The following is a 13,155-nucleotide window of genomic DNA, read 5'->3' as shown; positions in this document are numbered from 1 at the left end:
ATGAGCACCGATCAGGAAAAATCCTTTACTGCGACTTTAAGTACACGCTTTGGATCTCCCCACTTCCCAAAGTTGACATACGGTAAAACCATTCGCACAAAAAGACCGGACTACGAATTTTTCAGTTTCGATCACTACACGGATGTTTCTGACTACCTTTTCTTAAAGCCCGAGATTGCCCCAGACGCATTAACCTTTTACTTCAGGTGTCTGAACGACTACTACACACTGTATATCTTTACCCACGGTGTGTATTACTACATGACACTGAGCAACGAGAACAACGATTTTTTAAATGCCTATACACCCAACGATGGGGACCAGACGACATTCAACCTGCTGGATGCCAAGGGCAAAATCATCACACTGGATCAACTCGACAACGACACGCCTACTGTAAGAATACAAACACGAGGCGGTAATCTGCTACGAGCAGGACTCAGCCGCAACCCATATGATTCCAAGGTTGGCACATTCGTTCGCATCAACCAAAATCGCAGTTCAGCCATTCTGGACTTCAAGCTAAACATCCTTCAGCGCAATGTACCTTATTAAGGACACAGAACTGGAAGTCCTTCCACCCAATGCCTCACCATAAACGCTCTTCACGAGTATCAGACTTAACGAGCATGCGTTCACAAGGAACGCATGCCTGAGCACATGCGGACACAAGGGTACAAACACACCGGGGGGCCTCTAAATGCCTCAAGTCGTCAGCATCAGCACAGCCATCTGAGTTGAAGATCCCAAAACAGAAATGATGTTAAACCGACACCGCTTCTACAGGACCATCGCCACTGGTCAGACCGGTCATGCCAATTTTTCTGTTTCCCCTTGTAATCCTGAAAAAACCAGCGTAGACTGCGCCTGCACTGGACATACCGGTAAGACCACAATAATTAAGTCCTGAATCTGATGCGTCTCGCGCACGGCAGCCAGGACACCGACCAGGATTCCTCCCATGCTCAGATGGTGCTCGCGTTCAATCTTCCTTCAAGTGGTTCTCGGACTGGTGCTCGGCATCGTCTGCGGGCTGGCCCTTCCTGAATACTCCGCCCAACTCAAACCCCTCGGCGACGGTTTCATCAAACTGATCAAGATGCTCATTGGCTTGATCGTGTTCTGCGTAGTGGTCAGCGGCATCAGCGGTGCCGGCGACTTGAAGAAGGTCGGACGCATCGGCCTGAAATCGGTGATCTACTTCGAAATACTGACCACCATCGCCTTGGTGATCGGCCTGGTGTTCGCCTTCACGACCGGCATTGGCAGCGGCGCGAACATTCATCTGGACCAGCTCTCCGCCGCCGACATCGGCGACATTGCCCAGCGCGGTCAGCACATGCACACCACCACCCAGTTCCTGATGAACCTGATCCCGACTTCGGTGATCGGCGCCTTCGCGGAGAACAACATTCTGCAAGTCCTGCTGTTTTCGGTGCTGTTCGGCAGCGCGCTGAACCTGGTGGGCGAAGCGGCGTCGGGTATTTCCCGGCTGATCAATGAGCTGAGCCACGTGATCTTCCGCATCATGGGCATGATCGTGCGCCTGGCGCCGATCGGCGTGTTCGGCGCCATCGCTTTCACCACCAGCAAATATGGCTTGGATTCGTTGCATCACTTGGGCAGTTTGGTCGGCTTGTTTTATCTGACCTGTGTGGCGTTTGTGACGTTGATTCTCGGCCTGGTGATGCGCCTTTCGGGCCTGAAGATGTGGCCGCTGCTCAAGTACCTGCGCGAAGAACTGATGATCGTCATGGGCACCGCTTCTTCCGACGCCGTGCTGCCACAAATCATGCGCAAGCTTGAGCATCTGGGCATCGGCAGCTCCACGGTGGGGCTGGTGATTCCGACCGGGTATTCGTTCAACCTTGATGGTTTTTCGATCTATCTGACCTTGGCCATTGTGTTCATCGCCAATGCCACCGGTACGCCGCTGGCCATGACTGACCTGCTGACGATTCTGCTGGTGTCGCTGATCACCTCCAAAGGTGCCCACGGAATTCCCGGCTCGGCGCTGGTGATTCTCGCGGCGACACTGACGGCGATCCCGGCGATTCCGGTGGTCGGCCTGGTGCTTGTATTGGCAGTGGACTGGTTCATGGGCATCGGCCGGGCGGTGACCAATTTGATTGGTAACTGCGTCGCCACGGTGGCCATCGCTCGCTGGGAAAAGGACATCGATATCCAACGGGCAAACAAAGTACTTTCCGGCCAAGTGGGATATACCTTCCAGCCGAGAAAACCGGTTGTCCCGGCGCATCAGCAGGAATTTTAAACAACGTGTGCCTGCTCAAGGGCAGGCACATTTATCGCGACTTGGAGCGAACAGTGATTACCTCGTCAACCGTTGTAAATTCAGTCGTAGAAAAACTTCGGGCCGCACTGGCCCGCGGTCAGTGGCGTTCCGGCGAAATGCTGCCGGGCCAGCGTGAACTGGCCGAACAACTGGGCATCAGCCGCCCGAGCCTGCGCGAAGCAGTCATCGTGCTGGAAACCCTCGGGCTGGTGCGTTCCATGCCGGGCAAAGGCGTGGTGGTGCTGGAGGCCAGCGTCAGCGACAGCCAAAGCCACGACAGCGCGGTAGCCGGGGCCAGCCTGGAAGACGTGCTGCAACTGCGCTACACCCTCGAACCGTTCATCGTCGGCCTGGTGGCGCAGTCCATCAGCAGCAAGGAAGTCGGGCAACTGCGCCTGACCCTGATGGACATGCGCGAAGCCCTTGAGGCCAACGACAGCGAGGCGGGCGTGAACGCCTACATCGCGTTCCACGAGGAGCTGTTCGCCCTGACCTCGAACCCGATTTTCCAGAGCGTGGTGCAGCAAACCAGCAACGCCCTCAAGCAAAGCGCCGACGTGCTGCGCAATTCGCCTGAGCATCTGGCTGAACGCCTTGAAGAAAACGAAGCCGTCGTGCGAGCTATCCGTAGCAAAAACAGCGCCCAGGCCAGCGCCCAGATGCGTCGGCACATCCTGCGGGAAGGGCAGCGGATGGGCATCGAGCTGAACATTCCGGACGATAACCTCGGCAGTTGACCCCCTCTTCGAACTGGAGACAGGCCATGAACAGCTTCGCCTCACGACAGACATTCACTGCCCTGCCCTTCTCCCGAACGGACAGCGAGAAGCCATCGGTGGATGATGTCTATCCGCGGATCTTCGACGCCATCCTTGAGCAACGCATCAACCCTTCCAGCCGTTTCACCGAAGAAAGCCTGGGGCATATATTCGGGGTCAGCCGCAGCACCATGCGCCGGGTTCTGTCGCGCCTGTCCCATCAACAGATCATCATCTTGAGACCTAATCACCGCCCCCGAGTCGCCGCGCCCTCCCCCGAACAAACCCGCCAGGTACTCCATGCTCGTCGCCTGGTTGAAAGCACGCTGGTTCAACTCGCCTGTCGACGGCGCCATTCCAGCATGCTGATCAAGTTACGTGAATTGACCGAAGAGCAACGTCAGTGCATGGAACGAGACCAGCACGGTACGGCTATCCGTCTGTCCGGCGAATTCCATCTGCAACTTGCCAACATGGCCGATAACGCCCCGTTGGCGCACTTCCTCGAAAGCCTTGTACCTCTGACGTCGCTGGCGATTGCACAACAGCATGAGGGACAAACTGGTAGCGCTTGCACCTGGCAGACGCACGTCCGTCTTGTGGATGCCCTGGAGCGAACCGACGTCAGTGCAGCAGTGCGCTTGATGACGCAATATCTGGATGATCTTGAACAGAGGCTGCTGGGCGAGCATCCATAAACGTCAACGACAGGACATTCGGCAACGTCGGCTCTACCGCACACAGCAACGCCTGACCTGCCCCTGTGAGTCCCAGCATCATCCCGAGAACAGGTACGCTGTTTTGCGTCATGAAGTCTTCATTGAAGAAGTTGTCTGCGACCTCGGAGAACGCCTGCTGGCTCCTCGCAATTCCCTGGTTGTTTCCCGTGCTGCGATACAGCTCCAGCAAACACACCAGATTACCGAAGTCACCATGGCAAAGGCTGTAGCCGGAACCAAGTCCGTGGTGCCAGAGATTGTGCTCGCACTGACTGATATCGTTATCGACGATCGCCCCCAGCTCCACACTGAATACACCTTTGAGCGCTTTCTTGAGTTGCAACCTGGAGATCAGGATCCCAGCATCGCCGTGACACCACTTGGTCATGTGGGACGACTTCGAGGCATCACGCAGATCCAGCCAGAACCCTTGGGCTTTCAGGCGGTTTTCGTCCTTCAACAAGGCCACGATCAGCGGGACGAGCGCCGCATTCCCCGTCAACTCATAAGCTTTGCCGAGCGCCTGGAGAATGCCTGAAATCCCGTGGGAGAATCCCGTGAGCAAAGGCGTTCGACAGGACTTGCGCACAAATCTCCCCTCTTCGTTCAGCAGCTCGGCTTGAATGGCTGCCGAGAATTTTTCGATGAGTGGGATCAAACTGTCTCGCTTTTCTAGCTGATACAGATTCACCAGTATCGTGACCGTCCCGCACCATCCATTAAGGAAGTCAAACTCGTCATCCTGACGCGGAAAGTCGGCGAGCTTGAGCAATAAGTCATCAATGGTCGCGCGATGGATATCCTGCCCCAAGACCTGTTGATGGTTGACTAAAACATAGAGGTAAGACGCCAGGCCGAAATAAGCGCTGACCGCCATGTCGCTGTCAAAGTGCTCGTGGGATCTGGCCATCGAGTCGACAATTCGGTCGGCCATGCTCAAGTGTTCTGGCTGACCGCTGACGCGAAACAGGCTCATGTAAAAAACAGCCAATCCACCCATGCCGCTGTACAGGCTGTTACTCATGGGCGAAAGGTAGTAGCGTCGAGTTGTCGGATGGGTATTGAGGAAAGACCACGCTACATCCCCGTCTTCGCCATCAATGCTCAACCGTTCGATCACTGCCGCAACTCTCAGCGCCCCTGCAAGATAGCCCGACATCCGCATACCCGGCACACCTTTCTGGCGATGCTGCCTATTCAAGGGCATGGCCCCATTGTCCGAAGGGAACAGGCACTCGCGCAGGATGAGTGTCTGAAAAGCTTTGTCCTTGACGGACAGATCGCTCAGCTTTCGTCGGCAACTTTCAAGTGGGCTCTCGATGTCGAGTTCAGCCACGAACCCGCCATGACCGCTGAACAATCGATTGGAGCCGATAGGCATGCTGAAACTTGGGATATTTGCCCATTCCAGATCGGCCGACTCGTGACCAGGAACATGCTTGGCAATAAGCGTTTCGCTCAACTCCGACCACAACGTGGCAAACAGCAACTGGCGTTGGAGCATGCATTGCATAAAGCGCGGATGTAGCGTCAACTCGATGAAGTCCACATAGCGCTGGGTATTCTTGATTAATACCCGTGTTTTCAACTCACTGGCATGCTGACGGATCAACGCCAGTATCGCGCTCCGATGCTTCATCATCTCATCGTAGGCCAACCCAAATCCTTCAAAAATGTCTTCCTGATAGTCTTCCAGCGAACGTGGCAGGCCATCGAGAACCGGAAGGTGTCGGATAACCGGCGTCTTTTCAATGCTGACCCGTTTCAAGTGATAGAAACCTTGCTCACGAACCAGACGCACTACATTTGAGGTGAAGTGCTTTTGTCGGGTCAGGCCGCTGAAGTCGTTTTCAGAGCCAGGTGAATAGGGAACAAAACCCGTCGCGAATATCGACTGACCGTTCAGTTTCAACGTCTTGAACAACGCACTGGTACCGGGCAGGTCGCCCTTGAGGTCAATCATTGAGGCTGTAAACAGACACTCAAGATCGATCATGACGGGACTGCTACCGCACGCGATGATGTTCTCGTAGTGAAAATCCATGCCATTCAGGGCATGGGCGATCGCAATCTGCGCTCCCGCTCTTCGGTAGTACAACGCCACATCACCTACCGTTTCACAGGCTCGGTTCTCGACTTTTTCGATCCAGCAATGGTCGTCTCTGCAGATCAACGATGGGGTATGCGCAGAGAAACACTCGTCACGGTTGTTCTCGTGCAACAGTCTCATCAACGCGCCATAGAACTCCGCTTCGCGGTTGCTTCTTGGTTTGTAGACCAACGAAGTGGTAGCGATCTGAACAGCACAGACCGTTTCGCCGTTGGCATGGGGATCGCCCCATCCGAGGTCGATAGAATCGATTCGTTGCCCTCGCAGAGCGAATAGCTGACCCAGCGCATCGACGTCCTTGGCAAAATGGGAGATGACTTTGTACAGGTAGGCGGATGTGCTTTCCATTTGCTGGGTCAGCAGGTCAGTCAGTACCGGATAGGACGCCAGGAGCGGGCCTATCGACTGGGTACCAAGAAACTGTTCGAAGGTGTTCAGGTCCGTATCGACACCTTGTGATATTCGCGTATTAAGACAATGAACAAGGGACTTTTGCGCCAAACGTTTAAGGCAGGCTATTACATAAGGCTGGACACTGGCCAGCAATGACTCGGCATTGAAATACTGACAAACTTCGACATATCTTTTATCACACTCAAACACTTGCTTGAAGTAACAATAAAAAACCCTATAAAAGCCTTCAAATGCTTCCTGACTCGTACTGCATGGCTGCTCACCATGACTCAAAGCAACGATCAGTTGAATTTTATTGTACAAAACTTCTATCGAGGCGTGCTGTAACGACTCACAATACTCGGTGCCATTTTCGAGCCGCCCAACCAACTCACTCCTGTTCATGCCGAAATATTTTATAACGGCATCATCATCTTTATGCAACATCTCCATGGTCTTGCGCAGTAAGTCGACATCGACTCCACTTCCCGCGCCCGATGTTTCACGCTCCTGGAACGTCAGAATATCAGCCAACATGCTTGCCATCCTTGACCAAAATGGCAGGTCATCGACCTGCCATATATTACTGACGATTTAGCAGAAAACCGTGCAACCCAGGCTCTCGCAGGTAATCGCGGTGGTGGACATGACTTCAACGCCCGCCATCTTGTTGATACCGCCTTTCACATAGGCTTCAAACTCACTGTCGAAATCGCCAGACATTTCCAGGATTTGCTCTTCCATATAACGCTCCAATATTAACTTAACAGGCACCTTCATTGGCACCCAAGAAAGTTAACATCAACGGACAACCAAAGCCCGCTACAAATCCTAACTTAATGTAACCACCTCAAACCTCCGCAACTCATAACAAACACTAACAACTTAGTCTATTGCAATTTTTTCGAACCCCTCACGAATTTTCTCTTCCGGCAAATCATCGGCAATGAACACGATCACGCTTTCGCGTGTTTCATCATCGCCCCATTCCGTATCCCAGTCGAAACCATACAACTTCAACACGCCTTGAAACACCATACGCCGCGGTTCGCCAAGGATGTTCAAAACACCTTTGTATCGCAGCAGTTGCTTGCCATGTTCTTCCAGCAGCTCGTTCATGAACTCACTGAGTTTGTCGATATCCAGCGGCTTGTCCGTGCGCAACACCAGGCTGGAGATACGGTCGATGGACGGTGCCTTGCTCATAGGACGCAAACTCACCCCACCGCCGAGGTCGGCATTGAGGTTGAAGCCGCGCACGTCGAGCAATTCAGCCAGGTCGATCTTGCCGTGCTCGACCAGGCGAATCGGTGCGCGGCGGTTGATGCGGGTCAGACGCTCGCTGAGGGCGGTGAAGGTCGGCTCGTCCACCAGATCCCGCTTGCTCACCAGCAAACGGTCGGCAAAACCGATCTGTGCCTGGGCGATGGTCTGGGTCAGGTGATGTTCGGCATGCTTGGCGTCGACCAGGGTGATGATGCCATCGAGGATATAGCGCTCGCGCAGCTCTTCGTCGATGAAGAAGGTTTGCGCCACCGGGGCCGGGTCAGCCAGACCGGTGCATTCGATTACCAGGCGATCGAAGGCGATTTCGCCGCTGTCCAGGCGTTCCAGTAACAGGAACAGCGCTTTGGTCAAATCGGTGTGGATGGTGCAGCAGACGCAGCCGTTGGACAGCGTCATCACTTGCACCGGCTCGTCGCCCAACAGTTGGGTGTCGATACCGGCATCACTGAATTCGTTTTCGATTACAGCGATTTTCAGGCCGTGCTCGGCTTTGAGCAGATAGCGCAGCAGCGTGGTTTTTCCCGCGCCGAGAAAGCCGCTGAGAATTGTTACTGGAATGGGAGAGGACAAACGGGTTCTCCTGTTTCACAAAGTTAAAAAACAACACAAAACAAATGTGGGAGCGGGCTTGCTCGCGAAGAGGTCGTGGCAGTCGACATTAATGTTGAATGACACACCGCTTTCGCGAGCAAGCCCGCTCCCACAGGGATTGCATCAGCCAGGCTGTTGCATCAACAGCACTTCGGCCCACCCTTGCCACCGTAACGGGCTTCCTGACGTTCGCGAAAGAACATCTCGTAGCTCATCACCGGTTTGTCCGGGTGTTTGGTTTGCATGTGCTCGACGTAGTTGTCGTAGTCGGGCATGCCGACCATCAGGCGCGCGGCCTGACCGAGGTATTTACCGAGGCGACTCAGGTCATTGAACATGGTGCAATCCTCGATTACGCATCCGGCTGAGCCTGGAACGGCGATTCTTTATCCGTACGTTCTTTGGTGCCCCAGGCGGCGATACCGACCTTGAGTGCAAAAAACAGGATGCTGAACACCACGAGCAAAAACAGCGCCGTCAGCGTTGCGTTGGTGTAGGCGTTGTAGATCACATGCTGCATCTGCTCGATGCTCTTGGCCGGGGCCAGAATCTGCCCATTGGCCAGCGCATCGCTGTATTTCTTCGCCAGCGACAGGAAGCCGATTGCCGGGTTGGCATCGAACAGTTTGATGAAGCCTGCGGTGGTGGTGCAGATCAGCAGCCATACCGCTGGCAGCATGGTCACCCAGACATAGCGTTGGCGTTTCATTTTGATCAGCACAACGGTTGCCAGCATTAGCGCGATACCGGCCAGCATCTGGTTGGAAATACCGAACAGCGGCCACAAGGTGTTGATGCCACCCAGCGGATCGATCACGCCCTGGTACAGCAGGTAACCCCACATCGCAACGCAACCGGCGGTTGCGATCAGGTTGGCGGTCCAGGATTCGGTGCGTTTGAGCGCCGGCACGAAGGAGCCGAGCAAGTCCTGCAGCATGAAACGCCCGGCACGGGTACCGGCATCCACCGCAGTCAGGATGAACAGCGCTTCGAACAGGATCGCGAAGTGGTACCAGAACGCCATGGTGTTTTCACCCGGCAGCACACTGTGCAGGATCTGCGCGATACCGACCGCCAGGGTCGGCGCACCGCCGGCGCGGGCCAGGATGGTGGTTTCACCGATGTCCTTGGCCACCGCTTGCAGCGCTTCCGGGGTAATCGCGAAACCCCAGCCGCTGACGACTTGTGCCACAGCCACCACGTCACCACCGACGACCGCCGCCGGGCTGTTCATGGCGAAGTACACGCCTGGCTCGATCACCGAAGCGGCGACCATCGCCATGATCGCCACGAAGGACTCCATCAGCATGCCGCCGTAACCGATGTAACGAGCGTTAACCTCGTTATCCAGCAGTTTTGGCGTGGTGCCGGAGGAGATCAGCGCGTGGAAACCGGACACTGCGCCACAGGCGATGGTGATGAACAGGAACGGGAACAGACCGCCCTTCCACACCGGCCCGGTGCCGTCGATGAACTGGGTCAATGCCGGCATTTTCAGCTCGGGCATGGTGATCAGGATGCCGATCGCCAGCGCGACGATGGTGCCGATTTTGAGGAAGGTCGACAGGTAATCGCGAGGGGCGAGGATCAGCCATACCGGCAGCACCGCCGCCACGAACCCGTAGCCGATCAGCATCCAGGTGATCTGGATTCCGGTGAAGGTAAAGGCCTTGGCCCAGACCGGGTCAGCGGCAATCTGCCCGCCCAGCCAGATCGAACCCAGCAGCAACGCCACGCCGATCACCGAGATTTCACCGATGCGGCCCGGGCGGATGTAGCGCATGTAAATGCCCATGAACATCGCGATCGGGATGGTCGCCATCACCGTGAAAATGCCCCACGGACTTTCGGCCAGGGCCTTGACCACGATCAGCGCCAGCACCGCGAGGATGATGATCATGATCAGGAAGCAGCCGAACAGCGCGATGGTCCCGGGAATCCGGCCCATTTCTTCACGAACCATGTCGCCCAGGGAGCGGCCGTTGCGGCGGGTGGACAGGAACAGGACCATGAAGTCCTGAACCGCACCGGCCAGCACGACGCCTGCAATCAGCCACAGCGTACCGGGCAGGTAGCCCATCTGCGCCGCCAACACCGGACCGACCAGCGGCCCCGCGCCAGCGATGGCCGCGAAGTGGTGACCGAAAAGAATGTGTTTGTTGGTTGGCACATAGTCCAGACCGTCATTGTTGAGCACGGCAGGGGTAGCCCGACGCGGATCGAGTTGCATCACATTGTTAGCGATGAACAGGCTGTAGTAGCGGTACGCGACCAGATAAATGGCCACGGCGGCGACCACAATCCACAAGGCGTTGATCGCCTCGCCTCGCCGTAATGCCACTACGCCCAGGGCGCACGCTCCCAGGATCGCCAGCAGCAGCCAGGGTAAGTGGCGCAGCAGGCTATTATTATTTTTCATTTTATGATTCCAGCCAGAGTGGACAAGAAAGACAGCCATCCGGAGTTTAGCGCTACTGGCCTCAAAGGCCACCCCCCAACATTGGTCTAGATAAGGGATTGCGTGGCGGCCGACGCAAAGCCCGGTCTATAGTCATTGCACCAAACAGAGAGGTCAGGCCATGAGCGAACAGCATTCCGATCGCCGCCGTTTCAAGCGCATTTCCTTCAGCGCACAGACCGAACTGAGCCAGGATGGGCAGCGTTGGCCGGTGCAATTGCTCGACCTGTCGCTCAAGGGCATGCTGATCCAGCGTCCCGAGCCCTGGTCAGGCGACGCCAGCCAGCCCTTCGCAGCCGATATCCATTTGAACCATGAGGCCGAGATCCGAATGGACGTGCAGCTGACCCATGATGACCACGGTCAGCTGGGTTTTGTCTGCCTGAATATCGGGCTGGAATCGATCGAGCACTTGAGACGGCTGATCGAACTGAACCTCGGCGATCCAGAGGAGCTGGACCGGGAGTTAGGAGCGCTGATCGAAACCTGATCGCTTTCTACAGGGATAGCGATCACATGCTTATTCGAACAGTGCGTCGAGCGCCTGTTCCAGGCGCGTCACGGCAATAATCTGCAACCCCGGCGGCGGCTCTTTCGGTGCATTACCCTTAGGCACGATGGCGCGTTTGAAGCCATGCTTGGCCGCCTCTTTCAAGCGTTCCTGGCCACTCGGCACCGGGCGCACTTCACCCGACAATCCGACTTCACCAAACACCAGCAGATCATGTGGCAGCGGCCGGTTGCGCAAACTGGACATGACCGCCGCCATCAAGGCCAGGTCGGAAGCGGTTTCCAGGACCTTCACCCCGCCGACCACGTTGAGGAACACGTCCTGATCGTGGGTCGGGATGCCGCCGTGCCGGTGCAAAACCGCCAACAACATCGCCAGGCGATTCTGATCCAGACCGAGCGTCACCCGACGCGGGTTGGCCAGATGGCTGTCGTCCACCAGCGCCTGGACTTCCACCAGCATCGGCCGGGTGCCTTCCCACGTTGCCATGACCACGCTGCCCGGGACCTCTTCCTGGGCGCGCGTCAGGAAAATCGCCGAAGGGTTGGAGACTTCTTTCAGGCCTTTGTCGGTCATGCCGAACACGCCCAATTCATTCACCGCGCCGAATCGGTTTTTCACTGCCCGCAGCAAACGCAGGCGCCCATCGGATTCGCCTTCGAAATACAAAACGGTGTCGACCATGTGTTCCAGCACCCGGGGGCCGGCCAGCGCGCCCTCTTTGGTAACATGGCCCACGAGGAAAATCGCCGTGCCGCTTTGTTTGGCATAACGCACCAGCAATGCAGCACTTTCGCGCACCTGGGAAACACCGCCCGGTGCCGATTGCAGTTGCTCGGTGAAAATCGTCTGGATCGAGTCGATCACCATGACCTTAGGCTTTTCGACCCGGGCGGTGGCAATGATGGTTTCGATGCAGGTTTCGGTCATCACCCGCAGCTGATCCTGAGGCAAGCCCAGGCGCCGGGCACGCATGGCCACCTGCTGCTGGGATTCTTCGCCGGTGACATACAGTGCCGGCATGCTCTTGGCGAGGTTGCACAAGGTTTGCAACAAAATGGTCGACTTGCCGATACCCGGATCACCGCCGATCAGCACCACCGAGCCGTCCACCAGGCCACCGCCAAGTACGCGATCCAACTCGCTGGACGCCGTGGAGAAACGCGGAATCTCTTCGACACTGACTTCGGCCAGGGTTTTGATCTGTGCCTGCTGGCCGGTCCAACCGGTGCGACCACTGGGGGCTGCGGCGCCGCCGCTCTCCACCATGGTTTCAGTCAGCGTGTTCCAGGCCCCGCATTCGCCGCACTGGCCGGCCCACTTCGGGAAGGTTGAGCCACACTCGGTGCAGCCGTACATGCGCTTGGCCTTGGCCATCTGAACTCCCGGCAAAAACCGCGATGATAGCTCAGCTGACGCGGATCAGCGCGGCGCTGCCGTGCGGATTTCACCGCTGGCCAGACGCGCGGCACTATTGCCCAGCGGATCTTCGGCGTTCATGTCCGCCCCTTTGGCCTTGAGTGCATCCAGCAACTCGACGCGCTTGAACAAGCCGGCATACATCGCGGCAGTCTGCCCGGCGCCGTTGCGTTGGTCGGGGCTGCAATTGGCGGCCAACAGGGTTCGAGCGATTTGCACTTCCCCCTTGAAAATCGCGCCCATCAACGCCGTATTGCCGCGTTGATCCTGAGCGCAGGCATCCGCCCCGGCAGCGAGCAAACGCTCCACTGCGGCGCTCTGGCCGTGATAGGCGGCCAGAATCAGTGCGGTGTAACCCTTGCTGTCGCGGGTATCGAGGGAATAGTCGGCCTCGATGAAGGTTTCGAGCATGGGCACATCACCACGTCGGGCGGCATCGAAGTAGTAATCCTGTAATTGGGCTTTCAGCGCTTGGGGGTCATTCGAGGCTTGCACGTCAGGTCCGGCGAACACACTGAGTGACCAGCACGCCAGAACCACAGACAGATAAAAACGCATGGCACAACTCCTTGATCGGACGGGACCTCGCATGAGGTCCCGCTTCAGGCAGATG

At 56.6% G+C, this 13,155-nt stretch carries 12 protein-coding genes; 5 read left to right on the top strand and 7 right to left on the bottom strand.

Annotated elements, in window-relative coordinates; genetic code table 11:
* The 4 genes from PSH88_RS04225 to PSH88_RS04210 all read left to right on the top strand — a co-directional run bounded on the left by PSH88_RS04225 (position 1) and on the right by PSH88_RS04210 (position 3,752).
* Positions 1-555, top strand: a complete 555-nt coding sequence (locus PSH88_RS04225) for a hypothetical protein (RefSeq protein ID WP_305425062.1) — start codon at positions 1-3, stop codon at positions 553-555.
* Between the two features lie 406 nt (positions 556-961).
* Positions 962-2,275: a C4-dicarboxylate transporter DctA gene (locus tag PSH88_RS04220; protein ID WP_305425061.1), complete on the top strand. Its 1,314-nt coding sequence runs from the start codon at positions 962-964 to the stop codon at positions 2,273-2,275.
* A 53-nt stretch (positions 2,276-2,328) separates the two neighbouring features.
* Positions 2,329-3,033, top strand: coding sequence for a FadR/GntR family transcriptional regulator (locus PSH88_RS04215; RefSeq protein WP_305425060.1), 705 nt, complete (start codon positions 2,329-2,331; stop codon positions 3,031-3,033).
* A 26-nt stretch (positions 3,034-3,059) separates the two neighbouring features.
* Positions 3,060-3,752: a GntR family transcriptional regulator gene (locus PSH88_RS04210; protein WP_305425059.1), complete on the top strand. Its 693-nt coding sequence runs from the start codon at positions 3,060-3,062 to the stop codon at positions 3,750-3,752.
* On the opposite strand, the gene lanM is transcribed toward PSH88_RS04210, so the two are convergent.
* The 5 genes from lanM to PSH88_RS04185 all read right to left on the bottom strand — a co-directional run bounded on the left by lanM (position 3,679) and on the right by PSH88_RS04185 (position 10,573).
* A complete protein-coding gene (gene lanM / locus PSH88_RS04205; RefSeq protein WP_305425058.1) occupies positions 3,679-6,813 on the bottom strand; it encodes a type 2 lanthipeptide synthetase LanM in 3,135 nt (1,044 codons plus the stop codon). The two genes, PSH88_RS04210 and lanM, sit on opposite strands and share 74 nt — an antisense overlap.
* A gap of 57 nt (positions 6,814-6,870) precedes the next feature.
* Positions 6,871-7,020 carry a hypothetical protein gene (locus PSH88_RS04200; RefSeq protein ID WP_305425057.1) on the bottom strand — a complete coding sequence of 50 codons (150 nt, stop codon included), beginning with the start codon at positions 7,018-7,020 and terminating at the stop codon, positions 6,871-6,873.
* A gap of 141 nt (positions 7,021-7,161) precedes the next feature.
* The gene (gene yjiA / locus PSH88_RS04195; RefSeq protein WP_305425056.1) at positions 7,162-8,133 is read right to left on the bottom strand and encodes a GTPase; all 972 of its coding nucleotides are present in this window, start codon (positions 8,131-8,133) and stop codon (positions 7,162-7,164) included.
* Positions 8,134-8,294: 161 nt separating this feature from the next.
* Positions 8,295-8,492 (bottom strand): YbdD/YjiX family protein, encoded by a 198-nt coding sequence (locus PSH88_RS04190; protein ID WP_007895266.1) that lies wholly within the window; start codon positions 8,490-8,492, stop codon positions 8,295-8,297.
* 14 nt (positions 8,493-8,506) lie between these two features.
* Complete coding sequence (locus PSH88_RS04185) at positions 8,507-10,573, bottom strand: carbon starvation CstA family protein (protein WP_305425055.1); 2,067 nt, start codon at positions 10,571-10,573, stop codon at positions 8,507-8,509.
* Positions 10,574-10,733: 160 nt separating this feature from the next.
* On the opposite strand from PSH88_RS04185, the gene PSH88_RS04180 reads away from it, so the two are divergent.
* Positions 10,734-11,102 (top strand): PilZ domain-containing protein, encoded by a 369-nt coding sequence (locus tag PSH88_RS04180; protein ID WP_305425054.1) that lies wholly within the window; start codon positions 10,734-10,736, stop codon positions 11,100-11,102.
* A 30-nt stretch (positions 11,103-11,132) separates the two neighbouring features.
* Here PSH88_RS04180 and radA read toward each other — a convergent pair whose 3' ends face one another.
* Together radA and PSH88_RS04170 are read right to left on the bottom strand one after the other, a co-directional pair.
* The gene (radA, locus tag PSH88_RS04175; RefSeq protein ID WP_305425053.1) at positions 11,133-12,500 is read right to left on the bottom strand and encodes a DNA repair protein RadA; all 1,368 of its coding nucleotides are present in this window, start codon (positions 12,498-12,500) and stop codon (positions 11,133-11,135) included.
* Positions 12,501-12,545: 45 nt separating this feature from the next.
* On the bottom strand, positions 12,546-13,100 hold the full coding sequence (locus tag PSH88_RS04170) for an ankyrin repeat domain-containing protein (protein ID WP_305425052.1): 555 nt from the start codon (positions 13,098-13,100) through the stop codon (positions 12,546-12,548).
* Positions 13,101-13,155 lie beyond the last annotated feature (55 nt).

It is taken from the genome of Pseudomonas wuhanensis (assembly GCF_030687395.1).
Taxonomy (GTDB): domain Bacteria; phylum Pseudomonadota; class Gammaproteobacteria; order Pseudomonadales; family Pseudomonadaceae; genus Aquipseudomonas; species Aquipseudomonas wuhanensis.
The sequence above is the reverse complement of the archived record's forward strand: the minus strand, read 5'-3'. Positions and strand labels throughout refer to the sequence as shown.